Origin of the sequence: Halomonas sp. CSM-2 (assembly GCF_002119345.1) — a bacterium.
Lineage (GTDB): Bacteria > Pseudomonadota > Gammaproteobacteria > Pseudomonadales > Halomonadaceae > Vreelandella > Vreelandella janggokensis.
This window is the reverse complement of record NZ_NBYR01000019.1, coordinates 66,524-92,381: the sequence shown is the minus strand read 5'-3', so window position 1 is coordinate 92,381 and position 25,858 is coordinate 66,524. Positions and strand designations below refer to the sequence as shown.

Annotated in this window: 24 protein-coding genes and 2 rRNA genes; 15 read left to right on the top strand and 11 right to left on the bottom strand. The window is 55.8% G+C overall.

The window, feature by feature from the left end:
- The 3 genes from B7L15_RS16050 to rlmM all read left to right on the top strand — a co-directional run.
- Positions 1-2,627, top strand: a 23S ribosomal RNA gene (locus B7L15_RS16050); the annotation flags it as partial.
- Positions 2,628-2,775: 148 nt separating this feature from the next.
- Positions 2,776-2,891 (top strand): 5S ribosomal RNA (rrf, locus tag B7L15_RS16045).
- A gap of 324 nt (positions 2,892-3,215) precedes the next feature.
- Positions 3,216-4,286 carry a 23S rRNA (cytidine(2498)-2'-O)-methyltransferase RlmM gene (rlmM, locus tag B7L15_RS16040; RefSeq protein WP_176243709.1) on the top strand — a complete coding sequence of 357 codons (1,071 nt, stop codon included), beginning with the start codon at positions 3,216-3,218 and terminating at the stop codon, positions 4,284-4,286.
- A 5-nt stretch (positions 4,287-4,291) separates the two neighbouring features.
- Here rlmM and B7L15_RS16035 read toward each other — a convergent pair whose 3' ends face one another.
- Complete coding sequence (locus B7L15_RS16035) at positions 4,292-4,579, bottom strand: antibiotic biosynthesis monooxygenase family protein (protein ID WP_066317450.1); 288 nt, start codon at positions 4,577-4,579, stop codon at positions 4,292-4,294.
- 28 nt (positions 4,580-4,607) lie between these two features.
- Between B7L15_RS16035 and tusA the strand changes: the two genes are divergently transcribed.
- The gene (tusA, locus tag B7L15_RS16030; protein ID WP_085919935.1) at positions 4,608-4,859 is read left to right on the top strand and encodes a sulfurtransferase TusA; all 252 of its coding nucleotides are present in this window, start codon (positions 4,608-4,610) and stop codon (positions 4,857-4,859) included.
- A gap of 44 nt (positions 4,860-4,903) precedes the next feature.
- On the opposite strand, the gene B7L15_RS16025 is transcribed toward tusA, so the two are convergent.
- The 3 genes from B7L15_RS16025 to B7L15_RS16015 form a co-directional block, all read right to left on the bottom strand.
- Positions 4,904-5,599 carry a hypothetical protein gene (locus tag B7L15_RS16025; protein WP_085919934.1) on the bottom strand — a complete coding sequence of 232 codons (696 nt, stop codon included), beginning with the start codon at positions 5,597-5,599 and terminating at the stop codon, positions 4,904-4,906.
- A 115-nt stretch (positions 5,600-5,714) separates the two neighbouring features.
- Positions 5,715-6,701, bottom strand: coding sequence for a DUF3080 family protein (locus B7L15_RS16020; protein WP_085919933.1), 987 nt, complete (start codon positions 6,699-6,701; stop codon positions 5,715-5,717).
- Complete coding sequence (locus B7L15_RS16015; protein WP_085919932.1) at positions 6,698-8,137, bottom strand: MATE family efflux transporter; 1,440 nt, start codon at positions 8,135-8,137, stop codon at positions 6,698-6,700. The genes B7L15_RS16020 and B7L15_RS16015 overlap by 4 nt, the downstream gene beginning before the upstream one ends.
- 124 nt (positions 8,138-8,261) lie before the next feature.
- Here B7L15_RS16015 and B7L15_RS16010 point away from each other — a divergent pair, with 124 nt between their 5' ends.
- A complete protein-coding gene (locus B7L15_RS16010) occupies positions 8,262-8,807 on the top strand; it encodes an elongation factor P hydroxylase (RefSeq protein WP_085919941.1) in 546 nt (181 codons plus the stop codon).
- Here B7L15_RS16010 and B7L15_RS19600 read toward each other — a convergent pair.
- Both B7L15_RS19600 and B7L15_RS16000 read right to left on the bottom strand, forming a co-directional pair.
- Entirely contained in the window at positions 8,804-9,283 is a 480-nt protein-coding gene (locus B7L15_RS19600) for a hypothetical protein (RefSeq protein WP_085919931.1), read from the bottom strand. The two genes, B7L15_RS16010 and B7L15_RS19600, sit on opposite strands and share 4 nt — an antisense overlap.
- Position 9,284: 1 nt before the next feature.
- Positions 9,285-10,148: a TatD family hydrolase gene (locus B7L15_RS16000; protein ID WP_085919930.1), complete on the bottom strand. Its 864-nt coding sequence runs from the start codon at positions 10,146-10,148 to the stop codon at positions 9,285-9,287.
- 160 nt (positions 10,149-10,308) lie between these two features.
- Here B7L15_RS16000 and B7L15_RS15995 point away from each other — a divergent pair, with 160 nt between their 5' ends.
- On the top strand, positions 10,309-12,225 hold the full coding sequence (locus B7L15_RS15995; protein WP_085919929.1) for an ATP-binding cassette domain-containing protein: 1,917 nt from the start codon (positions 10,309-10,311) through the stop codon (positions 12,223-12,225).
- 51 nt (positions 12,226-12,276) lie between these two features.
- On the opposite strand, the gene B7L15_RS15990 is transcribed toward B7L15_RS15995, so the two are convergent.
- A complete protein-coding gene (locus tag B7L15_RS15990; RefSeq protein WP_085919928.1) occupies positions 12,277-12,729 on the bottom strand; it encodes a universal stress protein in 453 nt (150 codons plus the stop codon).
- 146 nt (positions 12,730-12,875) lie between these two features.
- Here B7L15_RS15990 and B7L15_RS15985 point away from each other — a divergent pair, with 146 nt between their 5' ends.
- Positions 12,876-13,409 (top strand): preprotein translocase subunit YajC, encoded by a 534-nt coding sequence (locus B7L15_RS15985; RefSeq protein ID WP_085919927.1) that lies wholly within the window; start codon positions 12,876-12,878, stop codon positions 13,407-13,409.
- Here the strand turns inward: B7L15_RS15985 and slyA are convergent.
- Together slyA and B7L15_RS15975 are read right to left on the bottom strand one after the other, a co-directional pair.
- Positions 13,389-13,841, bottom strand: a complete 453-nt coding sequence (slyA, locus tag B7L15_RS15980; RefSeq protein ID WP_085919926.1) for a transcriptional regulator SlyA — start codon at positions 13,839-13,841, stop codon at positions 13,389-13,391. The two genes, B7L15_RS15985 and slyA, sit on opposite strands and share 21 nt — an antisense overlap.
- A gap of 73 nt (positions 13,842-13,914) precedes the next feature.
- On the bottom strand, positions 13,915-15,069 hold the full coding sequence (locus tag B7L15_RS15975; protein ID WP_085919925.1) for a DUF5924 family protein: 1,155 nt from the start codon (positions 15,067-15,069) through the stop codon (positions 13,915-13,917).
- A gap of 210 nt (positions 15,070-15,279) precedes the next feature.
- Here B7L15_RS15975 and fadB point away from each other — a divergent pair, with 210 nt between their 5' ends.
- Positions 15,280-17,457: a fatty acid oxidation complex subunit alpha FadB gene (gene fadB, locus B7L15_RS15970; RefSeq protein ID WP_085919924.1), complete on the top strand. Its 2,178-nt coding sequence runs from the start codon at positions 15,280-15,282 to the stop codon at positions 17,455-17,457.
- 24 nt (positions 17,458-17,481) lie between these two features.
- Positions 17,482-18,660, top strand: coding sequence for an acetyl-CoA C-acyltransferase FadA (gene fadA / locus B7L15_RS15965; protein ID WP_085919923.1), 1,179 nt, complete (start codon positions 17,482-17,484; stop codon positions 18,658-18,660).
- Positions 18,661-18,753: 93 nt separating this feature from the next.
- Here the strand turns inward: fadA and B7L15_RS15960 are convergent, their stop codons facing one another.
- Both B7L15_RS15960 and B7L15_RS15955 read right to left on the bottom strand, forming a co-directional pair.
- A complete protein-coding gene (locus B7L15_RS15960; RefSeq protein ID WP_085919922.1) occupies positions 18,754-19,842 on the bottom strand; it encodes a histone deacetylase family protein in 1,089 nt (362 codons plus the stop codon).
- Positions 19,843-19,942: 100 nt separating this feature from the next.
- The gene (locus B7L15_RS15955; protein ID WP_085919921.1) at positions 19,943-20,404 is read right to left on the bottom strand and encodes a flavodoxin family protein; all 462 of its coding nucleotides are present in this window, start codon (positions 20,402-20,404) and stop codon (positions 19,943-19,945) included.
- 78 nt (positions 20,405-20,482) lie between these two features.
- On the opposite strand from B7L15_RS15955, the gene B7L15_RS15950 reads away from it, so the two are divergent.
- From B7L15_RS15950 to sufD, 6 genes are all read left to right on the top strand, one after another.
- Positions 20,483-20,860, top strand: coding sequence for a thiol-disulfide oxidoreductase DCC family protein (locus B7L15_RS15950; RefSeq protein ID WP_085919920.1), 378 nt, complete (start codon positions 20,483-20,485; stop codon positions 20,858-20,860).
- Positions 20,861-20,951: 91 nt separating this feature from the next.
- Positions 20,952-21,428, top strand: coding sequence for a YbhB/YbcL family Raf kinase inhibitor-like protein (locus B7L15_RS15945; RefSeq protein ID WP_085919919.1), 477 nt, complete (start codon positions 20,952-20,954; stop codon positions 21,426-21,428).
- A gap of 268 nt (positions 21,429-21,696) precedes the next feature.
- Entirely contained in the window at positions 21,697-22,161 is a 465-nt protein-coding gene (locus B7L15_RS15940; RefSeq protein WP_085919918.1) for an SUF system Fe-S cluster assembly regulator, read from the top strand.
- 79 nt (positions 22,162-22,240) lie between these two features.
- Positions 22,241-23,683 carry a Fe-S cluster assembly protein SufB gene (sufB, locus tag B7L15_RS15935; protein ID WP_085919940.1) on the top strand — a complete coding sequence of 481 codons (1,443 nt, stop codon included), beginning with the start codon at positions 22,241-22,243 and terminating at the stop codon, positions 23,681-23,683.
- 74 nt (positions 23,684-23,757) lie between these two features.
- Entirely contained in the window at positions 23,758-24,507 is a 750-nt protein-coding gene (gene sufC / locus B7L15_RS15930; RefSeq protein ID WP_085919917.1) for a Fe-S cluster assembly ATPase SufC, read from the top strand.
- On the top strand, positions 24,504-25,844 hold the full coding sequence (sufD, locus tag B7L15_RS15925; RefSeq protein ID WP_085919916.1) for a Fe-S cluster assembly protein SufD: 1,341 nt from the start codon (positions 24,504-24,506) through the stop codon (positions 25,842-25,844). Before sufC ends, sufD begins: the two co-directional genes overlap by 4 nt.
- The last annotated feature ends 14 nt before the right edge of the window (positions 25,845-25,858 follow it).

Genomic DNA, 25,858 nt, shown 5'->3' with positions numbered 1-25,858 from the left:
GCCCTTAAGCATGAGACTGACTAGCCGAACACGTTGGGAAGCGTGGCCGTAGCGGGTGATAGCCCCGTAGTCGAAAGTCTGATCATGTGAAATCGAGTAGGTCGGGGCACGAGAAACCTTGACTGAAGACGGGGGGACCATCCTCCAAGGCTAAATACTCCTGGCTGACCGATAGTGAACCAGTACCGTGAGGGAAAGGCGAAAAGAACCCCGGAGAGGGGAGTGAAATAGATCCTGAAACCGTGTGCGTACAAGCAGTAGGAGCAGACTTGYTCTGTGACTGCGTACCTTTTGTATAATGGGTCAGCGACTTATATTCAGTGGCGAGGTTAACCGTATAGGGGAGCCGTAGGGAAACCGAGTCTTAACTGGGCGACACAGTCGCTGGATATAGACCCGAAACCGAGCGATCTATCCATGAGCAGGTTGAAGATTGAGTAACATCAATTGGAGGACCGAACCAGGATCTGTTGAAAAAGATTTGGATGACTTGTGGATCGGAGTGAAAGGCTAATCAAGCTCGGAGATAGCTGGTTCTCCTCGAAAGCTATTTAGGTAGCGCCTCACGTATCACCGCCGGGGGTAGAGCACTGTTTCGGCTAGGGGGTCATCCCGACTTACCAACCCGAGGCAAACTCCGAATACCGGTGAGTGCGAGCGTGGGAGACACACAGCGGGTGCTAACGTCCGTTGTGAAAAGGGAAACAACCCAGACCGTCAGCTAAGGTCCCGAAATCCTGGTTAAGTGGGAAACGATGTGGGAAGGCTCAGACAGCTAGGAGGTTGGCTTAGAAGCAGCCATCCTTTAAAGAAAGCGTAATAGCTCACTAGTCGAGTCGGCCTGCGCGGAAGATGTAACGGGGCTAAACCAGGTACCGAAGCTACGGGTTCACACTTAGGTGTGAGCGGTAGAGGAGCGTCGTGTACGCCGATGAAGGTGAATTGAGAAGTTCGCTGGAGGTATCACGAGTGCGAATGCTGACATGAGTAACGATAAAGGGAGTGAAAAACTCCCTCGCCGGAAGACCAAGGGTTTCTGTTCGACGCTAATCGGAGCAGAGTGAGTCGGCCCCTAAGGCGAGGCCGAAAGGCGTAGTCGATGGGAAACGGGTCAATATTCCCGTACCGGACATGATTGCGATGGGGGGACGAAGAAGGCTAGGTGAGCCAGGCGTTGGTAGTCCTGGTGAAAGTCGGTAGGCTGAGGGCTCAGGTAAATCCGGGCGCTCAAGGCCGAGAGACGAGACGAAGACACCACGGTGTTGAAGTCATCGATGCCACGCTTCCAGGAAAAGCCTCTAAGCTTCAGATCATGTGCGACCGTACCCCAAACCGACACAGGTGGTCAGGGTGAGAATCCCAAGGCGCTTGAGAGAACTCGGGTGAAGGAACTAGGCAAAATGGTGCCGTAACTTCGGGAGAAGGCACGCCGGCGTATTGTGAGAGCCCTCGCGGCTTCAGCGAGAACCGGTCGAAGATACCAGGTGGCTGCAACTGTTTAGTAAAAACACAGCACTCTGCTAACGCGTAAGCGGACGTATAGGGTGTGACGCCTGCCCGGTGCCGGAAGGTTAAGTGATGGTGTTAGCCGTAAGGCGAAGCTCTTGATCGAAGCCCCGGTAAACGGCGGCCGTAACTATAACGGTCCTAAGGTAGCGAAATTCCTTGTCGGGTAAGTTCCGACCTGCACGAATGGCGTAATGATGGCCACGCTGTCTCCACCCGAGACTCAGTGAAATTGAAATCGCCGTGAAGATGCGGTGTACCCGCGGCTAGACGGAAAGACCCCGTGAACCTTTACTATAGCTTCACACTGGACGCTGATGTTGCCTGTGTAGGATAGCTGGGAGGCTTAGAAACCCGGACGCCAGTTCGGGTGGAGCCAGCCTTGAAATACCAGCCTGGCATCATTGGCGTTCTCACTCAGGTCCGTTATCCGGATCGAGGACAGTGTGTGGTGGGTAGTTTGACTGGGGCGGTCTCCTCCCAAAGCGTAACGGAGGAGCACGAAGGTACCCTCAGCACGGTCGGACATCGTGCAATGAGTGCAAGAGCATAAGGGTGCTTGACTGCGAGACAGACACGTCGAGCAGGTGCGAAAGCAGGTTCTAGTGATCCGGTGGTTCTGTATGGAAGGGCCATCGCTCAACGGATAAAAGGTACTCCGGGGATAACAGGCTGATACCGCCCAAGAGTTCACATCGACGGCGGTGTTTGGCACCTCGATGTCGGCTCATCACATCCTGGGGCTGAAGTCGGTCCCAAGGGTATGGCTGTTCGCCATTTAAAGTGGTACGCGAGCTGGGTTTAGAACGTCGTGAGACAGTTCGGTCCCTATCTGCCGTGGGCGTTGGATGTTTGAGAAGGGCTGCTCCTAGTACGAGAGGACCGGAGTGGACGCACCTCTGGTGTTCCGGTTGTCACGCCAGTGGCATTGCCGGGTAGCTATGTGCGGACGGGATAACCGCTGAAAGCATCTAAGCGGGAAGCCCCCTTCAAGATGAGACATCCCTGAGGCCTAGAGCCTCCTGAAGGGCCCAGCGAGACCAGCTGGTTGATAGGCACGGTGTGGACGCGCTGCAAGGCGTTGAGCTAACGTGTACTAATGGCCCGTGAGGCTTGACCCTATAACACCCAAGGGGTCTGGTCGTGATGATAACGACGCGTGTGAAGACACGCAGAGAACCGGATACGCGTACTGAGCCAAGTGGTGATGACACAGGGCTTGGTAAGAGACGCACACAAAGCACAGCATGATAGGCATTTAAAGTTACGCCTGACGACCATAGCAAGCGTGAACCACCTGATCCCTTGCCGAACTCAGCAGTGAAACCGCTTCGCGCCGATGGTAGTTTGGGGTCTCCCCATGCGAGAGTAGGTCATCGTCAGGCACCTATACCGCAGAAACCCCCGAGCATATTGTGCTCGGGGTTTTTTGTTTTTAGGGGTCTCCCCATGGACCCGTTTGTCGGGAACAAACGGGAACCGCTTTAGCGGGCCCGAAGGGCGAGTCTCAGGATGAGACGAGTAAAGTAGCGGAGAGCCGCCCTGGTCATCGTCAGGCACCTATACCGCAGAAACCCCCGAGCACATCGTGCTCGGGGGTTTTTGTTATGGGGCAAACAAAATAAATCGAGCCTTATAAGTGCTATGATGCGCGTCGATGAAATCAACCAGCGGCTGATACCGTTTGTGATGGGTAAATTTGAGGTGAAGTGGTGAGTGAAACGGTACCTACGTCATGGTTAGTCTATTGCCGTCCTGGATTCGAGCATGATGCACTGTCAGAACTGCAGCATCACGCCGCCTTAAATGAGGTTAACTGTGTACCGTCCTATGGTGAAGGATGGGTAAGTTTAACCCGTTCCGATGGTGAGCCGATCAACGACCTGCATCGCCAGGCCGCGTTTAACAGGCTGATTTTCGCGCGGCAGAGCCTGGCGGCTCTACCGGCACTGGCGCTATCCCGTGATGACCGTTTGACGCCGATCTTGGAACAGATAAAAGCCAGCCGCTGGAGTTTTGAAGAGATCTGGCACGAAACGCCGGATACCAACGATGGTAAAGCGCTGGCGGGGCTGATCAAGGCACTGACCAGGCCGCTGGAAAGCATGTTGAAAAAACGGGGGGCGTTAAGGCGGAAAGCCGGTGGGCGTCGGCTGCATATCTTCTGGACGGAGGGTGATCGTGTACAGCTGGGGATGAGCTTTCCCGGCAACAGAAGCGAGCTGATCAATGGTATTCGTCGTCTCCGCTCACCTTCACGTGCGCCCAGCCGTTCCACGCTAAAACTGGAAGAGGCGTGGCATGAGTTCATACCCCGTGAGGAATGGGATGCGCGTCTGGCGGATCATATGCAGGCTGCTGATTTGGGCGCGGCGCCAGGGGGGTGGACATGGCAGCTCGTTCAACGAGGTATGTACGTTTATGCTATTGATAATGGGCCCATGGATAAGCAGTTAATGGCGACAGGGCAAATTGATCACCTAAAGGAAGATGGTTTTACCTGGGAGCCCCCGCAGCGTCTGGACTGGCTGGTATGCGATATTGTTGATAAACCGGTACGTGTCTTGGCAATGGTAGAGCGATGGTTAACGCGAAAATGGTGCCGCGAAGCCATCTTTAACCTCAAGCTGCCAATGAAGAAGCGCTGGGAAGAGGTATCACGTTGCCTGGCGATGTTAGAAAACTCATTATCCCAGGCAAGCGTTTCGGCAGATATTGCGTGTCGTCATCTCTACCATGACCGTGAAGAAGTGACAGTGCACGTAAGACTGAAGCATTGACGTCATTAGTAACTGGCTTCATAAATTCGAATTGTTTCATCTTCTGTCAGAAGCGGTAGAATTTGCTGCATCGCGTTGGCTCGCGCTTCACTGTGGTGCCATTCATTCCAGGCACGCAGGTCGCGCCATTTGGTAATCATTAAACGACGGTCCGTGTGGCCAAGTTCAACAAGACTTTCGCCGCCGACAAAGCCGCGAGCGCCCAATGAAGCCCGCATGGCCTCGCGGGCGGCTTGTTCATACTCTTCTTCAAGGCCGGGCATAATACGCCGTTCAATGATGATTTTGATCATGGATTAAGTCTCAACTCCGAGGGTATCAATGTCTGAGATTATAAAGGATGTGCCACATCACGATGAGCTACTGGATACCAGTGGCCTTTATTGCCCTGAGCCGATTATGCTGATGCACAATAAAGTCCGCGACATGGCCTCTGGCGATGTATTGAAGGTCATTGCAACAGATCCAGCAACTACCCGCGATGTGCCCAAGTTCTGTCAATTTCTAGGCCATGAGCTATTGCAGCAAACTTCAGATTCTGACCAATATTGGTACTTTATACGCTTGGCATAGCCGATGTCTGGCCGCACGGGTTAGTTTGATAACCCGTGAGCCCCTTATTTCTGTGGCAAAACGACCATGGCCAGTGCGTCAAGGGTAGCGGGGTCTTCTTCCAGAATACGATTGGCAATATGGCGCTGAAAAAAGTAGACACTTTGATGCATCGACTTTGCGCTGTAAAGACAGTCATCCCCCAGCAAGATGGGTGTCATTTTTGCCCTATCTTCATCAGCAAGCAGTGCATCAACGCTACCGTCGCTATAAAGGCGCCAGCCGTAGACGGGCTTCATATGCCATGGGCTATTGGGCTGGTTCATGCATAACGCATGGGTGCCTAACGTATCGGGCAATTGCTGGATAAGAGTGATATCACCCGAGGGTTCGTATTCGAAATACTCCGCGGCGGAGGCAAGCTCATCGGCTTTGTGGTCTGGCGGGGAGGTGAAGATTTCTTCCGTTTCAGGGTCGCGATAGCCGATAAATCGCCCATCTTCATGGCGGTGAAGTTCATGGCAATCGGTTAGCTGTTCCATCCACGGGACTAAACCGACGACATTGCCGTCTTCCCTGAGACCCCAGGCAAGCAGGGGCATCCCATAATAGCTGTCCGGATCCGACGCCAACTGATATACCATTTCCAACCCATCCAGCTCTGGCGCTAGACGCACAAGGGTCTTTTGCGCCAGTTGACGCTGACGTACAGAATCCAGGTCGATGACCTGGGCAGAGCGGGGTGACAGGGGTGCGCCCATAGAGTCCCTCCTTCGTACTGCGTGGCCACGACATTAGCAAACCAGACGTGCATCTGTTCGCCGCATACATCACCAATAGCACAGGTTGGCCTGAAGGTTAAGGGTAAACGACGTTTTAATTAGGCGTGCAATTAGAAAATTGAGCCCTGGCGCGTTCATGGGATTTTATAGCGGCCTGATAGCGTTGCCAGGGCGCATCGGGTGCCTGCAGTGATAACCATCTGGACTGGTAAGCCTGTATTGCTTCAGGCACCACGATGGGGTATTGATTAATTAAGCCATTGACCGCGATTAACCATTGTTGGGCAGCGTCAGACAGTGCAGTCAAACGTTGCTTGTTCCATCGGGGGAGGCAGGTTTCGTCTGGCATGGCATGCTCATTCAGGTATTCGCTAGCGTCTTCAAGCCGTTGAGAGGCCAGCATGAGCGTGCGCAACATCTCGGCGGTCAATGCGCGCGCCCGTAGCGTATTAAGCTGTTCCTCCAGTCTTGATGAGTCCTGCTGCCAAGCGAGACTGAATTGATGCTCCACCATTTGCTGCAAGTAGTGTACGGCTTCAAGCTGGGGCTCAATTGACGGTATGGCGTCGATCTTCAGAGGATGACTGGCCCGCGCAAAACTGTCGGTCCATTCGTCAGAGTCAAAAATGGCATTCCAACTGACATAGGGAAGTTGCGCTGTTTTGGTACCCACCAGCTTGTTCAGTCGTTCACGGTTTTCTGAGCTCAGCGTTTCAGGAACATCGCTTGTCCAGCATAATGTTAAACGTTGCCACAGCGTTCGTTCATAAAGCCATTGCTGGCTGGGGGGAGCGACTTTGCCCAGTTGATTATTGCGGGCGGCTACCAGGGATGTGATCTCGCATTCGCGTAAGGCATAGACGTCGAGCAATGAGTCGCGGGTTTCGTCGATGTCGAACAGGCGTGCTTCACGAGCCGGAAATGCACCGATATTAGGTGGTGAGCGCGTCTCCACAGGCCCGTCTGCCAGTGCGCTTTCAAGCTGCTGGTGGTAAGCCTCCCAAGGCGCCTCGGCTTGATGTGGGTCTGTGCAGCCGAGCAGCGTCAAGGGCAACACCCATATACAGTTAAAGCGTTTCATGCTGACTCCTTGATAGCAGAGGTGCGTCGGCTTATAACGTGCAGCCGCCAAGCCAGAAGGAAGGCAGCGGTGCTCAAGCCCGCAATCAAGCCGATCCAGTAGCCATGCACACCCAGCGGGCCAAGGACATTGCCGAGTCCTCGTGTGCCCAGCCAGTGACCCCCGCCAAGGCCCACCAGCCAATATGACAATACCGTAATGGCCATGACGATCCGCGTATCTTTATAACCTCTAAGGGCGCCCGCCAGATTCACCTGAAGCGAATCGGAGAGCTGGAAAATAGCCGCCAGGGCAATAATCGAGAGCGCCAGTGTCTGTATGGCTTGATTGGAAGTGTAGAGTGCAATGACAGGAGCGGCCGTTATCCATAGCAACAGGCTATTTAATGCGGCGACAATGACGCTGATAATAATACCGTTCCAGGCCACACGGCGGGCATGCGACATGAGTTGTTTGCCTAGCGTATTACCGACACGGACGGTTAGCGCCATGCTGAGCGACATGGGGAGCATAAATAGAATGGTGGTGTAACTAAGAGCGATCTGGTGAGCGCCGACGGTGACTTCGCCAAAGCTGGCGATAAATAATGCAATTAGCGTGAAAAGGGTAACTTCGACGAAAATGGCCACGCCAATAGGGACACCGACCACCAGCAGTTCCTGGATGCCATGCCTATTGGGAAGCGATAAGCGCTGCCACAATGAGATGCCGTGATAGTGATCGGTGTAGTGGGTGTAAAGGCTCATCGCGATCGCCATGGTCCACATGGACAGCGCGGTGGCGATACCGCATCCCAGCGCGCCCAGGGCAGGCAGTTGCTGTACTGTATCAGGTAACCATGGCCCTAGCAGGCTGACCAAGCCGTCGCCACCGTTAATCAGTAGATAGTTGGCAGGTATGTTGACAGCTAAGCCAACCAGGCTGATCCATAGGGCAGGCCGGGTATGGTTCATGCCATCCGAAAAAGCCCTGAGCGCCTGGAAAAGGGCGATGCCCGGCATGCCAAAGGCGACGGCGGCAAGATACGCAGCGGAGGAGTGTGCCACCTGCGTCGGCACTTCCATCAACTCGAAAATGGGCAGTACGCTTACCCAAAGCAGCATTGCCGCCAAAAGCCCCAGTACGATGGCAACCCAAAGTCCCTGGTGCACCGCTGGGCGAATAGCGTTGTGGCGCTGTCCGCCCAGCAGGTGCGCGACGATGGGCGTAAGCCCCATGAGTGTGCCGGTCATGAACAGCATTAACGGCATCCACAGACTGGACCCCACCGAGACAGCAGCCAGCGCAGTGGCATCATGGCGACCTGTCATGATGACATCGACCACGCTCATCCCCGCCTGGGCCAACTGAGCGCCACAGATGGGAAGAGCCAGACGAACAAGTTGGCGCGTTTCAAGCCAGTCGACCGGACTGAATTTTTCCAACACACGACCCACGGGTTAACTCCTGAGCAAAGCGGCCCTCAAAGCTCGCTAGATTAGCAGGTATACTGAGCAAAATTATGCTGCAGATGAGGCTAATGTGAGTAACACCCAACCGCAATGGACGCTCGACGACGTGATGGCATTATTTGATGGCGTCTTTTTCGAACGTTACCAAACCCGCTTGGTAAAAGGTGACGAGGAGCCCCTTTATCGACCGGCCGATGACAAGACGCCTTATCATCAAATTATTTTTGCTCATGGTTTTTTTGCCAGTGCGTTACACGAAATCAGTCATTGGTGTATTGCAGGCGCCGAGCGGCGACAAAAAGAAGACTATGGTTACTGGTATTTGCCTGATGGCCGGGACGCTGAACAACAGCGGGCGTTTGAGCAGTCTGAGGTAGGCCCACAAGCGCTGGAGTCGCTGTTTGCCGAGGCGTGTAGACGTGAATTTCATGTCAGCGTCGATAACCTGGGTGGCGATGCCGCGGTTGACCGTGAGGCATTTGCCGAAAAAGTGTCCCAGCGTGCCGCACGCTACAAGGAAGAAGGCCTGCCAGTGCGCGCCAACGCCTTTGCTTGTGCGTTGGCGCGTTATTATCGCCATCAGGGTACGTTAACCGAGGCCGTGGCCCATGGACATGCCGTGCTGGACCAAGCGGACTCAATGGCGAGCGCTTAATCGTCCTCGGTCAGCCTCTGATGCAAAGACAGCATGACCTCCAATTCATGCTCGGGCCGCATGGGTTCCAGCCCCAGCTCGCTGAACGTTTCTCGGCGCTGGCGGTGCCATTCGCCAGGCGTAATGGAAGGATAGAGCGCCGATGCCGGCGCCAGCTCCACAAAAGGGTCCAGTCCATAGGTGTCGAAGAGGCGTGCCAGAGCGGCTTCGTCATCGCCGTTATCGCTGGTATATAGCGTCGTGGAAAAGTGGTCGTTCTCAAGCTCACGGATCACTTCAAGGGGGCTGACCCCCAGGCTCTCCAGCTCTTCGATGCTGTAGGCACCCATGGCATTGGTATCTTCCTTGATCCAGCTATCGTCCGGGTGAATCAATGTCTGTTTAACTCGACCATCGGTTAGCGACCAGGCAATGGCTAAGGGGAGGCCATCATCTTCACCGGTCTCAATGGCAATAAACCCTGGATAATCGGCCACGCTAGTACTCCTTTAAAGATTCCGTGGGAAGGCGGAAAAAACGTTGGGCGGTCTGTGTGGTGGCAGCCCCCATGTCAGCCTCGCTGATGCCTCGGGACTCGGCAATTTCCCTGACAATCCATGGCAGCAGGGCAGGTTCGTGGCGGCGCCCTTTAAGTTTTGCCGGCAGGTTACGCGGCAGCAAATAGGGGCAATCGGTTTCCACCATCAGCCGGTCAAGCGGTATCTCACCCACCAAGGGGCGTAGATGATGGCCGCGCCGCTCGTCACAAATCCAGCCCGTCAGGCCTATATGCAAGTCTAGATCGAGATAGCCAAATAGCGTATCGCGGTCGGCGGTAAAACAATGCACCACGGCCTGGCTGATTTCATCACGCCAGGCATGCAGCATCTCGCGCATTCGGTGGCCGGCGTCCCGCTCATGCAGAAACAGCGGTAAACCGCTCTCAGCCGCCAGAGCAAGCTGTGCTTCAAACGCATGCTCCTGTTCACGGGGTGTCGAGAAATTGCGATTGAAATCAAGCCCGCATTCACCCACGGCAACAACTTCCGGCCTTGCATGCAGCCTGGCCATTTCACCCGCTATCGCGTTATTCCACTGGCTTGCATCGTGGGGGTGTATCCCGGCGGTGGCGTAGAGGCCGGGAAAACGCTGCGCGAGTGAAACAGCCTGCTCGGCGTGCTCAATGTCGGTGCCGGTAACGATCATTGTGGTTACCTGGGCTGCCTGCGCCCGTTGAATGACGGCTTCCAGGTCCCGCCCAAAGCTTTCATGGGTCAGGTTGGCCCCGATATCAACCAGCTGCGCGCTCGGACGGAACTGCAGTGCGTCGGGTAAAAAATCATCGATATAAGCGGTTCCCAAGCGGTACTCCCCTTAAGTCGTAAATGGACCATTGTAACGCCACGCGTCAGCTGACGGCTATCGGTGGTTCGAGGCATAAGGAATTTGTGCCTTATTAACGTTGTCCGCCCAGTCCGCGCATGCGTTACACTGTGCGCCTCATAATGAAGGAGGACACTGCGTGACCCTGTTACGACTTGAACAGCTGCAACTTGCCTACGGCACCCAGGTACTTCTCGACCGCGCCGATCTCACGGTTGAGAGAGGCGAGCGGCTGGCGCTAGTCGGTCGCAATGGCACCGGTAAGTCTACCTTGCTGAAATTGGTCGCCGGCGATATCCAGGCTGATGACGGCTCAATCTGGCGGGCACCTGGCTTGAAGATTGGCGTGTTGGCCCAGGAGCTGCCCGACTCTTCCGGCATGACGATTTTTGACATGGTGGCGCAAGGGCTGCCAGAGGCCGGAGAGTTACTGTCAGAATACCAGCATTTGATCAATGACCCTGATCCCGACATGAACCGCATGGCCACCTTGCAAACCCGCCTGGAAGCGATTGATGGCTGGTCGTTCCATCAGCAGATTGACGTGGTGCTGACGCGCTTGGGGCTGCCTCCGGAAGCCGAGATGAGCGCACTTTCCGGTGGCTGGCGGCGCCGCGTCGCATTGGCCCGGGCGTTGGTTGCCCAGCCTGACCTGCTGCTGCTTGACGAGCCGACCAACCACCTGGATCTGGACACCATCGCCTGGCTGGAAGAGCAGTTGCTAGCGTTTAACGGCGCGGTGTTGCTGATTACCCACGACCGGGCATTCCTCTCCAAGCTGGCGACCCATATTCTGGAATTGGATCGTGGCAAGCTTGGGCGCTATCCCGGTGACTATGCTGAGTACCAGGCGCGTAAACAGCACGAACTGGAGGTCGAAGCGCGGGAAAACGCCGAGTTCGATAAAAAGCTGGCGCAGGAAGAAGTCTGGATTCGTCAGGGCATCAAGGCACGCCGGACGCGTAACGAAGGCCGGGTCAGGGCGCTTGAGGCGATGCGCAGCGAGCGCAGTCAGCGCCGTGAGCGTCAGGGAACGGCCAATCTGTCGGTGGATAGCGGAGAAAGGACCGGCAAGAGCGTCGTCAAGCTGAAAGGCGTCAGTCAGCGGTTCGGCGATGACACCATCATCCGCGACTTGAACCTTGAGGTGATGCGCGGCGATCGAATTGGCTTTCTGGGGCGTAACGGGGCCGGCAAAACAACGCTGCTCAAGATATTGTTAGGCGAGATTGAGCCCACAGAAGGTACTGTTCAGTTGGGCACCAACCTTAAGGTGGCTTACTTTGACCAGCTTCGCGCAGGACTTGAGCTGGAGAAAACGGTCTACGATAACGTGGCGCAAGGGAGTGATCGGGTCAGTGTCGGTGGCAAAGACCGCCATGTCATGAGCTATCTCCAGGATTTCCTGTTCACGCCTGACCGCGTACGTCAGCCGGTAAAAGCACTCTCGGGTGGTGAGTCAAATCGGCTGTTGCTGGCCAAGCTGTTCACCCAGCCGGCCAATGTGCTGGTGCTCGATGAGCCAACCAACGACCTGGATATGGAAACCCTGGAGCTGCTTGAAGAGCTGCTGCTGAATTTCGAAGGAACACTGCTGTTGGTGTCCCATGACCGAACCTTTATGGATAACGTGGTCACCAGTATGCTGGCGTTCGAAGGTGAGGGCGTGGTTCGCGAATACGTCGGCGGCTATACCGACTGGATTCGGCAGGGCGGCAAATTGCCACCTGCTCCCTGGGAAGGGGCGGCAAGGCAGAACACTGAACCGACTGCAACGGAGGCTAAAGAAAAGCACAGCGCAACCGCTGCTCCGGCGCAAAAGCCAGTCAAGCTTTCCTATAAGCTACAGCGTGAACTTGATGCGTTACCTGCCGAGATAGAGCGGTTGGAGAACGATGTGGAAGCACTGGAACAGGAAGCCGCCGACCCGGCATTCTACCAGCAGGACGCTAGCGACGTGACGACCAAGCTGCAGGCGTTAGAGCAGACGCAGCAAGCGCTAGATGCGGCCATGGAACGCTGGATGTCACTGGAAGCGATGGCCAACGGTGAATAATCAGCCTGCTGAGGGTGCCGGCATCACCGGCACCTTCAAACGCATAAGGCATTATTCGTCGCTTTCTTCACCTTTTTTACCTACGCGAACCGCCAGTACGTCGCACTGTGCGCCGTGCAGTACGCCGGTAGAGGTGGAGCCAAGCAACAGGGCAAACCCATGGCGTCCGTGAGAGCCGACGACAATCAAGTCAACGCCGTGCTCTTCAGCAAAGCGATGGATTTCAGTATCCGGCATACCGACCACCACGTGTTGATCTGCCTCGGCAATGTGGGGAGCCGCTATGTCGGCCAGGCGTTTCTTGGCGTGATCGTCAAGCTGGTCCTGAATGCTGGTCAAATCCATCGGGATATCGCCGCCGTAAGCAAATCCCAGGGGTTCAAGCGTGTGCATGATAGAAATTTTGGCGCGGTCATTACGCTCGGCAATCGCGATGGCCCGATCCAGAATTTTCTTAGAGTCTTTGGTCAAGTCGACGGCAACCAGAATATGGTGATAGCTCATGGCCTATCTCCTCAGTGAGTAACAAGCAGTCTTCTGTATCTAATGCTCTCTACTTTAAGTGGCGTGCCTCATCTTAACAACGACCTGGATCATGGTTTTTATGCACTCTCCATTCAAGTGTGGCTCAGTTTGAAGGAAATGTAGAAATGGAATGGTTGATTATTGTGTTTATCATGCTGTTTGTCTTGGCGCCGGTGATGTGGCTAAAACCGAGCCCACGACAAAAGAGAACCATGGCCATGCGCCTGCACGCCAGCCGAAAAGGGGTAACGATCAAGCAGCAAAAGCCACCGCTTCATGGGTTCAGAGGCACCATGCCTGCTTACCGCTGGTACTACCCCCAGCAGCAACCCGGGCCTGATTTCGTGCTCGTCCGCGACCAGCACGCCAGCCAGGAACTCGAGCCCTACCATGCAGGGTGGCGCTGGCGCATAGCACCACTAAGGCCCATTCCCGGTGCTGCTGAAGCGCCACTTAAAGCGCTGCTGGAACGCCTGCCACTGGATGCGCTGGTGCTTGAGTCAACGCCCAATTCACTGACGCTGTGGTGGTGGGAATCGCAGAATGCCGCGCGCTTTGATACCTATCTGGATGATTTTAATCAGCTACGCGATCAAATGTCGGGCCAGGCAGATAGCCTTCCTCAAGAACCACCCTCATCAGGAAGCCGCTTCCTGTAGATCGCGCGCCTGAATGGCCAGTCCGTTTTGCTCAATGCGTTCCAGCCATTCACCCAGTTGTTCCAGATCCTCCTCCGAGAGACCTTCGAACATTTCTTTGCGGGCTTCCTTTGCCACATTGTCAATCTGTTCAAGCAGTGGCATGGCCGCATCTGTCAGGTGGATACGTTTGCTGCGACGGTCGCTATCGCAAGCGCGCCGCTCCACCAGGCCCTGGTCTTCGAGCTGACTGAGTGTCCGAACCAAGGAGGGGGCCTCGACACCTATGGCCCGTGCCAAGTCACATTGCGGCTGGCCGTCGCCCAGGCGCCACAGATGATACAGCGTCACCCAACGCGTTTGTGTGAGGCCAAGCGGCGCCAGGCGGCGATCCAGTATGGAACGCCATAGATGGGGCAGGCGAGCAATGCGAAAACCAATTGATGATGCCATGATCTGCTAGTTACCAGTCAAAATGAATAGACGGATTGTCATAATCTCGAGCGATGAATGCAAGACACGATCACTACTCTGCGTCGGTTTGGTCAACGTCTCGATCACGACCAGGGATAAAGCGCTGAAGATTCAACCTGCTCAAACCCGCCGGCCGAATGTCACTATCTGCCATCGTCGCCTTTTCGGTATCTTCGCTGACGGTAAACCGGATCAGGCCTAACCGCTGGCCGCTGTCTGTCATGATATCCACCCGCCAGCGGCCAGATGGATTCTCGGGGAAGTTCAGCTTGTGGCTCCAGGCTCGGTAACCTTCTTCCCGCCCGCCATTGATATCCAGGTCGACGACGTCCAGCTGTTCACCATTTTGATGCCATACATGGGAAATCGTTTCACTCAACCCCCGTGGGGCACGAATGGCGGTATACACATAAAGACCGTTTTGCTTAACCGCCTGGGGGGTCAAGGCAATGGAGCCGCGGGGTTCTCGTTGCTGAATATTGAGGGCCGGTGACAACGCCGTGCCGGTCATCCATAAGCTGGCTGGTGGCACCCAGGCGCGCCCGAACCAGGCCAGGCCCGCCACTATTAACATCATGGCGAGTAACGGAAACCAGCCGCTGAATGAGCGTTGCCTCAGCAGATGCCAAAAGCTGGGTATTGCGACCACCAACATGGTCGCAATGGCCAGTAGCAAACTCTGCCCGGTGGTTAAGTGAAGCATGATCGGCAACGTGACCAGCACCACCAAAAACACGCACAGCGCATGGAACATGAAGTAGGCACTGCGCCAGCGGCCAGCAACCTTGTAATACAGAGGATCAATAATCGACAGCACCGCCATGGCCACGACGCAAAGTGAGAAGAGACTTTGGCCGCTGTTCCATACGGTGGTGATCAAAATAAACGGCAGTGTGAAAAATAGCGTTTCCTGGTGGATCATCTGGGCGATGAACGAGGCAACGCCTTTGGGTAGGGTGGGATAGCCTCGACGGGCAAGCCAGCGACCGACCAGACTTTCTGTGAGAAGCAACAGCCAGGCGAACAAAAGCCCCAATGCCAGCGCTGCCCCCAGCCATTGCTGGCGATCCACAAGAAAGAAACTGCCCAGGCCAGCCGCAAAAGCTAAAGGGGGCCACAGCCAGCTCCATGGTTTTAAACGAACGACGAGTCGTTCCACAAATGATTGCAAAGCGGCGATGCGCGCCTGTGTGAGCAGCGTGCCCATATAAAATAACCCGGATGATCAACGAGCCGTGATCCTAACAGTCCGAACGCCCGGCGGGGAGCGCTGGTCGAAGAAGTTTATAGAATTAGCCAAAAGTCAGGGCTTGACGTTCTTGGGTAACTCAACCAAGCTTACGCAATCAAACGACCGTATGAAATGCGAGGTGCGTCCCGTTGATTGGGACCACCCGAACTTGTGGAGAGAGCGCGGATGATCTATCAAGGCAATGCCATCACGGTGGAGCGTCGTGACACCCAGGGTGGCAATGACATCGCAACGCTCACTTTCGATTTGAAAGATGAGTCCGTCAACAAGCTGTCCAGCGCCGTGGTGACAGAGCTGGGAGAAGCGGTAAAAGCCCTTCAGGCAGAAGCCGGTTTGCAGGGACTGGTCATTGGCAGTGCCAAAGAAGCCTTTATTGTCGGTGCTGATATTACCGAGTTCCACACCCTGTTCGATAAAGGCGAAGAGTACCTGGTGGAAATGAACCTCAAGGTTCATGACATCTTCAACGCCATTGAAGATTTACCTTTCCCCACGGTCACGGCGATCAACGGGCTGGCGTTGGGCGGCGGCTGCGAAGTACTGCTGACCACCGATTTCCGTGTGATGAGCGAAAAGGCCAAGATTGGCCTGCCGGAAACCAAGCTGGGCATTCTGCCGGGCTGGGGTGGTTGCGTTCGTCTGCCGCGGCTGATCGGCGCCGACAATGCGATTGAATGGATCGCCGGCGGTACGGAAAATCGTGCGGACGCTGCGCTCAAGATGGGAGCCGTCGATGCCGTCGTCGCCCATGAGCTGCTCGAAAGCGCCGCGCTGGATATCCTCGACCGCGCTAATGCCGGCGAGCTCGACTATCAAGCGCGCCGCGACGAAAAGACCAGCCCGCTCAAGCTCAATGCCATCGAGCAGATGATGGCGTTTGAAACCGCCAAGGGTTACGTGGCAGGCAAGGCGGGGCCGCACTATCCCGCGCCGGTCGAAGCCATCAAGGTAATCCAGAAGGGCGCTGGTGAGGAACGTGGTCGCGCTCAGGCGATCGAGGCCAAGGCCTTTGCCAAGCTGGCGCTGAGCAGCGTGGCGTTCAACCTGGTGGGTCTGTTCCTCAACGACCAGGTGGTCAAGAAAAAAGGCAGCCAGTACGAGAAACAGGCGCAGCCGGTCAACCAGACGGCGGTGCTGGGCGCGGGTATCATGGGCGGCGGTATCGCCTATCAAAGCGCCTCGAAAGGCACGCCCATCCTGATGAAAGATATCAAGGATGACGCCATCGAGCTGGGCCTCAAGGAAGCCCGCAAGCTGTTTGCCAAGCAGGTCGAGCGTAACAAGCTGACCACCGAGCAAATGGCCGAGAAGCTGAGCAATATTCGCCCAACGCTCTCCTACGGCGATTTCGGCAATGTCGACCTGGTGGTCGAGGCCGTGGTCGAAAACCCCAAGGTCAAGGACGCCGTGTTGACCGAAGTAGAAGGTATGGTCAGCGAGAATACGATTCTTACCTCCAACACCTCGACCATTTCCATCAACCGCCTGGCCAGGAACCTCAAGCGTCCGGAAAACTTCTGCGGCATGCACTTCTTCAACCCGGTGCACCGTATGCCGCTGGTGGAAGTAATCCGCGGTGAGAAAACCTCGGATGCCGCGGTAGCCGCCACGGTCGCCTACGCGCGTGCCATGGGCAAAACGCCGATCGTGGTCAACGACTGCCCCGGGTTCCTGGTCAACCGAGTGCTGTTCCCGTACTTCGGTGGTTTCAGCTTCCTGGTCGAGCAAGGCGCCGACTTCCAGCACGTCGACAAGGTAATGGAGAAGTTTGGCTGGCCGATGGGCCCTGCGTATCTGCTGGACGTGGTCGGTATGGATACGGCGGTTCACGCCAACGAGGTCATGGCCGAAGGCTTCCCGGATCGAATGGCCCGTGACGGCAAGACCGCCATCCAGGTCATGTACGACAACGAGCGCCTCGGTCAGAAGAATGACAAGGGCTTCTACGCCTACGAAGAGGATAAAAAGGGTAAGCCCAAGAAAGTCACCGATGAAGCGGCCTACACCTTGGTCAAAGAAGTGGTAAAAGAGCACAAGGAGTTTTCGGACGAGGACATTATCGCCCGCATGATGGTGCCCCTCTGCCTGGAGACCGTGCGCTGCCTGGAAGACGGTATTGTCGCGACGCCCGCCGAAGCTGATATGGCGCTTATTTATGGTATCGGGTTCCCGCCGTTCCGCGGCGGGGCGTTGCGCTACATTGACGCCATGGGTGTGGCCGAGTTCGTCAAGCTGGCCGAAGGCCTGGCCGATGAGTTGGGACCGCTCTACGCGCCCACCGACAAGCTGCGCCAGATGGCTAAGAATGGCGAACGCTTTTATACCGCCGACGGTCAGGCCTAAATCACCACGTACAGGAGAAATATGATGAGTTTGAATCCGAGAGATATCGTGGTGGTCGACGCCGTACGTACCGCCATGGCCAAAGCCAAGAATGGCGCGTTTCGTAACGTGCGGGCAGAAAATCTATCAGCGGCCGCCATGCAGGCCTTGTTTCAGCGCAATGCCAACCTGGATGCCTCAGAAGTCGACGACGTGATTTGGGGCTGTGTTAACCAAACGCTTGAACAATCGATGAACATTGCGCGTAACGCCGCCATCATGACCGGCATTCCGCGCTCGGTGCCGGCGCAGACCGTCAACCGCCTGTGCGGCTCTTCCATGAGCGCGCTGCATATCGCCTCGGCCAATATCAAGGCCGGTATGGGGGATTTCTACATCATCGGCGGCGTCGAGCACATGGAACACGTGCCAATGACCCACGGCGTTGACGTCAATCCCGCGGCCAGCAAGCACGCCGCGAAAGCCGCTATGATGATGGGCCTGACCGCCGAGCTACTGGGTAAAATGCACGGTGTCTCCCGTGAAGATCAGGACAAGTTTGGCGTACGCTCCCACCAGCGTGCCCAGGCGGCGATGGAAAAAGGTTACTTCGATAACGAAATCATCGGTGTCGAAGGCCATGACCAGCAAGGCTTCAAAGTCATGGTCAAGAACGATGAAGTGATCCGTCCCGATGCCAGCATGGAGTCAATGGCTAACCTCAAGCCGGTGTTTGACCCCCGCAATGGTACCGTGACCGCTGGCACGTCTTCGGCGCTATCGGTGGGCGCTTCCGCGATGGCGGTGATGAGCTACGAGCGTGCCCAGGCCCTGGGCCTCGAGCCGATTGCCAAGGTACTGTCTACTGGTGTGGCGGGCTGTGATGCGTCCATCATGGGGTATGGCCCGGTGCCTGCTTCCAAGAAGGCGCTGAAAGCCGCTGGGCTTTCCGCGGCCGACATTCAGACCGTCGAGCTTAACGAAGCCTTTGCCGCTCAGGGCATTCCCGTCCTGAAAGACCTGGGTTTCCTGGATGCCATGGACGAGAAGGTCAATCTGCACGGCGGCGCCATTGCGCTGGGGCACCCGCTGGGCTGCTCGGGGTCGCGCATCTGTACAACGCTGCTTAACGTCATGCAGCAGCGCGACACCACCCTCGGTCTCGCCACCATGTGTATCGGCATGGGGCAGGGGGTTGCCACTGTATTTGAGCGGCTTAAGTAATAACGTTCGAAAAAGATAGCAGAAAAGCAGGTAAAAACGGCACCTCATCGTGAGGTGCCGTTTTTTACTTACAGAATCGTCTTCAAAAAGACACTATTCAGATTGAAACGCCGTCCGGTGAAAATCCGCTGCGGCTTGGACCTCGGCAATGCCGCAGGTATCAGGGACAGGCACGGTGTTACCTGCCAGTACAGAGAGAACGGCTCTTGTGCCATTGGATAACGACTCCATGTTATATCCGCCCTCCAGGATAAACACCAGGCGGTCATCGCAGTGCTTTTTAGCCAACTGCTGCAAGAAGCCGGTTAGCGCGCCAAACCCGTCATAGGAAACATTGAGGGCTAAGTCGTGCCAGTGCGGGTCAAAGCCGGCGGATACCAGAATGATATCGGGTTTAAACCATTCGGCCGCCGGGGTCAGAATATCGTGAAATGCCTTGAGAAAAGCTTCATCACCGGCGCCGGCAGGCAGAGGAACATTGATGGTGGTCCCTTCGCCCAGTCCGGCACCGACTTCTTCCAGATGACCTGAGCCTGGGTAGAAGGGCGCCGCGCGATGTATATCGAAAAACATGACATTGGGCTCGGCCCAAAAAATATCTTGGGTGCCGTTGCCGTGGTGGGCGTCCCAATCAACGATCAGCACGCGTTCACAGCCCAGGGCACTGCGGGCATGGGCGGCGGCTACGGCGACATTATTGAACAGACAGAAACCGCGCGCACGGACCGGCTCCGCGTGGTGCCCAGGCGGGCGTACAAGGGCAAAGGCGCTTTTAGTACGTTTTTCCACCACCGCTTCAACGGCGGCAATCGCGGTGCCCGCTGCTACTTCCGCGGCATCGATACTACCGGGTGAGACTGCCGTGGTATCCACATCCAGCCAGGCATTCTTACCGCGTAAACTAAAAATATCGGTCAGATAAGACGTCGTATGCACCCGCGCCAACTGCTCACGGGTGGCCGCTTTGCCCCCTTCAAACGTCAGACCTTCAATGGGGGCTTTTGCAAGGAGGTGTTGTATGGCTTTCAAACGGCCGGGGTGCTCAGGATATTTCCAAGGCACCGGCAGGCCAGCCAGTAGATGACGAATGCGTTTATCGATCCGGTCATGTAAAAAGTCGGCCTCGATATTGGGTTCGTGGGCAAGGACGCGATCATCATAGAAGGCGATAACGTTATGCATGGTCATATACCTGAGTTAGGGCGCGCGCAGTGCAGGCGTGTCACTTGTTGGTACCCCAAGCGCTAAAAAGGTTGCTTATAGTAAGGCAGGCTTGACGGCGTTATACAATGCCATTATCCAGGCTAAACGCTAAATAGAGCCCCAACTCCTCCACCTGGGTGGCAAAATCATCCTGCCACTCGCCCTGCAGGGTGAGTGGCGGCTGTACCCAGCGCCAGCGCAGGCCGGAAACGATGCTCTCAACCGCTCGTCTAGTGCCTGTACCGTCAAGCCCGGCACGAATGTACAGGGCACATGGCAGGCCCTGTTTTTCCTCTATGACCCCGTAGTAGCTGCGATCGAAAAAATCCTTGAGCGCACCGCTCATGTAACCCAGGTTTTCCGTGGTACCTAACAGTATGCCATCGCAGGCCACTACATCGTCAGGACCGGCTTCGAAAGGGGGCTTGACAACGCATCGCACGTTTTCAAGGTCGCTGTGCGTCGCGCCGCGATAGGCAGCATCACTGAGCGCCTGGGTATTCGGTGAAGGGGTATGAGCAACGATAAGTAGTTGTTTCATTAGTTAACCTGTGGGGATGAGGTTTGCGTCTTTGCAGCGACATGCCACACTAAGCGTTAACCTATTCCAAGAGCCTATATGCCCACGAATGCCATGATCAATGTGTATTACGATGCGATCTGCCCTGGCTGTCGCAAGGATCGACGGCGCTTTGAACGCTGGGCAGGCAAGCGTGCCAGAGATATTGATTGGCTCGATGTGACCGAGCATCAGCAGCTTCTGCGCGACAAGGGGATTGCGCCGGAAGCAGCTTTGCGATCGTTGCATATCGAGCTGAGTGACGGGCGCATGATTGAGGGTATTGATGCCTATCGATTACTCATGCAGCGTATACCGTTATTTTATCCCGTGGCATGGTTGATTGGTTTGCCTGGTATCAAGCAGGCGCTGCGTCGTTACTACGATCACTGGGTGAAGAAGCGCTTGGAGCGTGAGGGCCGCTGGCCGCCCCAATAAGGCATTCTGTCGCCTGATGACATTGACAACGACGCGCTTTTCGACAAGGCTTTTGGCACTTCTCACTGGATGATCAAGGAGAAAGAAAGCTATGGCGTTTGCTCTATCTTCAATGCAGGTAACCAGCAGTGCTTTTGCGAATCATCAAGCGATTCCGGCTAAACATAGTGCCGAGCAAGATGATGTATCGCCTGCACTGGCTTGGCAGGGCGCACCTGACGGTACCAAGGGGTTCGCCGTTGTGTGCCACGATCCCGATGCGCCGCTGGTTAAAGACGGCACCTACGGGTTTGTTCATTGGGTGTTGTATAACCTGCCGGGCGATCTCAACGAGCTGAGTGAAAATACGGCGCTGGGTACCGCCGGTGCCAATGACTTCGGCAACCAGGGATATGGTGGTCCCATGCCGCCAGAAGGCCATGGTACGCATTATTATTATTTTTGGGTGCTGGCGCTTGACCATCAAACGGCCTTGCCCGAGGGCCTGACACTCGCCGAGTTGCTGCGTGAAATTGAACCGAACCTGCTAGGTATGAATCGACTGGTCGGCACCTATCAGCGCGACTGATGCTGACATAGTAACCGGGGAGCACCATTCTACCATCGTTTTTTGACGAAACCCGCGAATTTACTCGCGGGTTTTTTTCGCTCAGCATCTCGATAGTTTTATTGAATGATAATGATTAGCTTTTTTGATGTTATCAGCGGCGAACGTGTCAGGAAATTGCGCTATTTGATAAGGAATTTGCAGAAGGGCTTCACATCAAATTTATACAGGACTAAAATGGTCCTCAATTGAGTGGACAGGCCAAATGCAATGGCTAATGGGAGTCGACATGCTTAAGCTTTCCCGGCTGACAGACTATGCCGCCGTGGTCATGGCGCAGATTGCTCGTCAGCCACAGGCGTCACATGCGGCGGCAGACTTGGCCGATGCGGTGCAGCTGCCTCATCCGACGGTAAGCAAAACGCTCAAAATGCTGGTAAAAGCAGGACTTCTTGAATCACAGCGTGGCGCCCAGGGTGGCTACCGGCTCTCCCGGCCTGCTTCCCAGATTACGGCGGCAGACATTATCTCCGCGATTGAAGGCCCAGTGGCAATGACCGAGTGCAGCCAGGCAGAAGGTGACTGCGACCTCGTGGCTACCTGTGGCGTGGCGGACAACTGGCAGCGCGTATCGCTTGCCATCCGCACACTGCTTGAAAGCGTGACGCTTGCACATTTGGCCGATACCACGCCGATCAAGCTACCCGTACAGCTACCAATTCAAAGCATAAGTCTATCGGCAGCTACTGCATGACCAGCATGACCGATACAGGCACTTATCTCTTATTGACGGCGAGCTAACCTCGCCACCCAACTGCCCGGAGGGTATGACCATGGCAACCGAAGAAATGGAACAGTTGGTTCGTCGCGATTACAAAGAAGGCTTTGTAACTGATATCGAAAGCGACACCCTGCCACCTGGCCTGGACGAAAACACCATCGCCTTTATTTCTAAAAAGAAAGGCGAGCCGGAGTGGATGCTGGAGTGGCGTCTGGAGGCGTTCCACAAATGGCAGGAAATGAAAGAGCCATCCTGGGCACACCTGAATTATCCGCCGATCGATTACCAGTCGATTTCCTACTTCAGTGCACCGAAGCGTCCCGAAGATCGTCCCCAGAGCCTCGACGAAGTCGATCCCAAGCTACTGGAAACCTACGAGAAACTGGGCATTCCGCTGCATGAGCGGGCAGCGCTTGCCGGTGTTGCGGTAGATGCCGTGTTTGACTCGGTGTCGGTCGCCACGACGTTCAAGGAGCAATTGGCAGAAGCCGGGGTGATCTTTTGTTCGATTTCTGAGGCGATTCGCGATTATCCAGAACTGGTCAAACAGTACTTGGGGACCGTGGTGCCGCAGAACGACAACTATTTTGCGGCGTTGAACTCTGCCGTGTTCACCGACGGGTCCTTTGTCTTCGTGCCGGAAGGCGTGACCTGCCCGATGGAGCTGTCGACCTACTTCCGTATCAATGCGGCCAACACCGGCCAGTTCGAGCGTACGCTGATCATCTGTGAAAGCCGGGCTCAGGTTTCCTATCTGGAAGGCTGCACCGCGCCGATGCGCGATGAAAACCAGCTGCACGCGGCGGTGGTAGAGCTTGTTGCATTGGACGATGCCTATATCAAGTATTCCACGGTCCAGAACTGGTATCCCGGTGATGAAGACGGCAAGGGCGGCATTTACAATTTCGTGACCAAGCGTGGCGAATGCCGCGGCGCGCGTTCGCGGATCAGTTGGACCCAGGTGGAAACCGGGTCAGCCATCACCTGGAAGTACCCCTCCTGCGTACTACGCGGAAAAGACAGTATCGGCGAATTCTATTCTGTCGCCGTGACGAATGGGCGCCAGCAGGCCGATACCGGTACCAAGATGATCCACATCGGGGAGGGCACCCGCTCCTATATCGTTGCCAAGGGTATCTCTGCCGGCAAGAGTGATCAGTCCTACCGCGGTCTGGTGAAAATCGGCCCACGCGCCAAAGGGGCCCGTAACTTTACCCAGTGCGACTCGCTGCTGATTGGTGACAAGTCAGGTGCGCATACCTTCCCGTACCAGGAAATAGGTAACAGCACGGCCAAAATTGAACACGAAGCGACCACGTCCAAAATTGGTGAAGACCAGCTGTTCTACTGTCAGAGCCGGGGTATCACCGAGGAAGACGCGGTCAGCATGATCGTTAACGGCTTCTGCAAGGATGTGTTCCAGGAATTGCCGATGGAGTTCGCGGTCGAGGCCGAGGCGCTCCTGAACGTGACACTGGAAGGCGCGGTAGGCTAAGTGCGCGCTACGGTACCAGACAACTTTTATGAGCGTCGCGTAAGCGATCTGTAAGCATTTGAAGGGTTTTTACTATGTTGGAAGTTAAAGATTTACACGTCACCGTCGAAGGCAGCGAGATTCTCAAAGGCCTCAGCCTCACAATCAACGAGGGTGAAGTGCATGCCCTGATGGGGCCTAACGGCGCGGGTAAATCCACGTTATCGGCTGTGATTGCGGGTAAGGATGGTTACGAAGTCACTCAGGGCAGCATTACCTTCAAAGGTCAGGACGTGCTGGAAATGGAAATCGAAGAGCGCGCCCAGGCAGGGCTGCTGCTGGGTTTCCAGTACCCGGTCGAAATCCCTGGGGTAAAGAATATCTACCTGCTCAAAGCAGCGCTCAACGCCCAGCGTGCCGCGCGGGGTGAAGATGAGTTGCCAGCGCCTGAGTTCATGAAGCTGGTAAAAGAGAAGCTTGGCCTGATGAAAATGGATGCCAGCTTTCTTCAGCGTGCGGTCAACGAAGGCTTCTCTGGCGGCGAGAAGAAGCGCAACGAAATTCTGCAAATGCTGGTGCTTCAACCCAAGCTCGCCATGCTTGACGAGATCGACTCGGGGCTTGATATCGACGCCATGAAAGTTGTTGCCGACGGGGTTAACAGCTTGCGCGCCGAAGACCGTGCGATTCTGCTGGTTACCCACTACCAGCGCCTGCTCGATTACATCGTTCCCGACAAGGTTCACGTCCTGGTCGACGGGCGCATTGTCAAAACCGGTGATGCAGAGCTTGCCAAAGAGCTGGAAGCCAACGGGTACGAAGGCATTGAGGAGTCTGTGGCATGAGCGACACGCAAACGTTTTTGGACACGCTGAACGCGCGTAGCCAACAGCGCGACGCTGAGCCGACCTGGATCGCGGCTCGCCGTCAGGCTGGCGCGGCACGCTTCGAGGCCATTGGCTTTCCCACTCGCCGTGATGAAGAGTGGAAATACACCGATGTTCGCTCTATTGCCCAGGGCAATTTTGCCCTGGCGGAAAGTGCCGAGTTCTCTCAGGCTCAGGCAGCCGCATTGACGCTGCCCCTGGATGCCTACCGGCTGACGTTTGTCGACGGTGTGTTTTCATCAGCGCTTTCTGATCTGGACGCATTGCCCGATAGCGTTCAGGTGCTGCCGCTGTCCAAGGCATTGACCGACAACCATGAAGCTGTTGGCGGGCCGCTGGGTCGCCTGACAAGCGTTGATTTTTCCGCCTTTGCGGCACTCAATACGGCGTTTATGGAAGAAGGTGCCGTGGTGCGCATCGCACCGGGGACGGTGGTTGAAAAGCCAATCCTGCTACAGTTCCTTTCCCGTGCCGGTACGCCAGTGATGAGTCATCCGCGTATTCTGGTAGAGGCGGGCGGACGCAGCGAAGCGACGTTGATTGAGCACTATGCCGGCGAAACCGATGCCACAAATTTCACCAACGTGGTGGCTGAGTTGATGCTGGACCGTGGTGCGATTCTGAACCATTACAAGCTTCAGGAAGCCCCGCTGGGTGACATGCACGTGGCCAGTATCCACGTAGAGCAAAGTCGCGATACCCGGTACAGTTCCTACAACCTGAATCTGGGCGGTGCGCTGGTGCGTAACGACCTGATCAGTGATTTGAACGGCCAGGGTGCTGAAACCAATTTCCTCGGGCTGTTCTTTGGCCAGGGTCGCCAGCACGTCGATAACCACACCAAGGTCAACCACAATGCGCCGCTGACGTTCTCCAACGAGAACTACAAGGGCATTCTGGATGACCGTGCCCACGGCGTGTTTAACGGCAAGGTATATGTCAAACGCGACAGCCAGAAGATAGAAGGTTTCCAGAGCAACCAGAACCTGCTGCTTTCCGACCGTGCTCACATCGACGCCAAGCCTGAGCTTGAAATCTACGCGGACGACGTCAAGTGCTCCCACGGCACGACCACCGGCCAGCTTGATGAAGAAGCTATCTACGCATTGCGCACCCGGGGAATCGACGAAGCGACCGCTCGCGGTTTGCTGACACTGGCGTTTGCCGGTGAAGTGCTGGAGCAGGTGGCGCTGGATGCCGTGGCCGAGCGCGTGGAGCTTGCCGTCGCCGGTAAATTGCCAGAGCGTTTCAACCTTGCTGGGTTGGTAGAAGCAGCGGTTTCGCTCAACGACTAATCAAGGAGCTATCG

What these genes read in the sequence shown, in the direction of transcription:
- B7L15_RS15985 (WP_085919927.1), top strand. Translation starts at nt 12,876, where the DNA reads ATGGAATGGTTGATTATTGTGTTTATCATGCTGTTTGTCTTGGCGCCG.
- B7L15_RS16035 (WP_066317450.1), bottom strand. Translation starts at nt 4,579, where the DNA reads ATGATCAAAATCATCATTGAACGGCGTATTATGCCCGGCCTTGAAGAA.
- slyA (WP_085919926.1), bottom strand. Translation starts at nt 13,841, where the DNA reads ATGGCATCATCAATTGGTTTTCGCATTGCTCGCCTGCCCCATCTATGG.
- B7L15_RS16025 (WP_085919934.1), bottom strand. Translation starts at nt 5,599, where the DNA reads ATGGGCGCACCCCTGTCACCCCGCTCTGCCCAGGTCATCGACCTGGAT.
- sufD (WP_085919916.1), top strand. Translation starts at nt 24,504, where the DNA reads ATGAGCGACACGCAAACGTTTTTGGACACGCTGAACGCGCGTAGCCAA.
- B7L15_RS16020 (WP_085919933.1), bottom strand. Translation starts at nt 6,701, where the DNA reads ATGAAACGCTTTAACTGTATATGGGTGTTGCCCTTGACGCTGCTCGGC.
- B7L15_RS15945 (WP_085919919.1), top strand. Translation starts at nt 20,952, where the DNA reads ATGGCGTTTGCTCTATCTTCAATGCAGGTAACCAGCAGTGCTTTTGCG.
- B7L15_RS15975 (WP_085919925.1), bottom strand. Translation starts at nt 15,069, where the DNA reads ATGGGCACGCTGCTCACACAGGCGCGCATCGCCGCTTTGCAATCATTT.
- B7L15_RS15960 (WP_085919922.1), bottom strand. Translation starts at nt 19,842, where the DNA reads ATGCATAACGTTATCGCCTTCTATGATGATCGCGTCCTTGCCCACGAA.
- tusA (WP_085919935.1), top strand. Translation starts at nt 4,608, where the DNA reads ATGTCTGAGATTATAAAGGATGTGCCACATCACGATGAGCTACTGGAT.
- B7L15_RS15940 (WP_085919918.1), top strand. Translation starts at nt 21,697, where the DNA reads ATGCTTAAGCTTTCCCGGCTGACAGACTATGCCGCCGTGGTCATGGCG.
- B7L15_RS15950 (WP_085919920.1), top strand. Translation starts at nt 20,483, where the DNA reads ATGCCCACGAATGCCATGATCAATGTGTATTACGATGCGATCTGCCCT.
- B7L15_RS16010 (WP_085919941.1), top strand. Translation starts at nt 8,262, where the DNA reads ATGGCATTATTTGATGGCGTCTTTTTCGAACGTTACCAAACCCGCTTG.
- B7L15_RS15990 (WP_085919928.1), bottom strand. Translation starts at nt 12,729, where the DNA reads ATGAGCTATCACCATATTCTGGTTGCCGTCGACTTGACCAAAGACTCT.
- fadA (WP_085919923.1), top strand. Translation starts at nt 17,482, where the DNA reads ATGAGTTTGAATCCGAGAGATATCGTGGTGGTCGACGCCGTACGTACC.
- fadB (WP_085919924.1), top strand. Translation starts at nt 15,280, where the DNA reads ATGATCTATCAAGGCAATGCCATCACGGTGGAGCGTCGTGACACCCAG.
- sufC (WP_085919917.1), top strand. Translation starts at nt 23,758, where the DNA reads ATGTTGGAAGTTAAAGATTTACACGTCACCGTCGAAGGCAGCGAGATT.
- sufB (WP_085919940.1), top strand. Translation starts at nt 22,241, where the DNA reads ATGGCAACCGAAGAAATGGAACAGTTGGTTCGTCGCGATTACAAAGAA.
- B7L15_RS15955 (WP_085919921.1), bottom strand. Translation starts at nt 20,404, where the DNA reads ATGAAACAACTACTTATCGTTGCTCATACCCCTTCACCGAATACCCAG.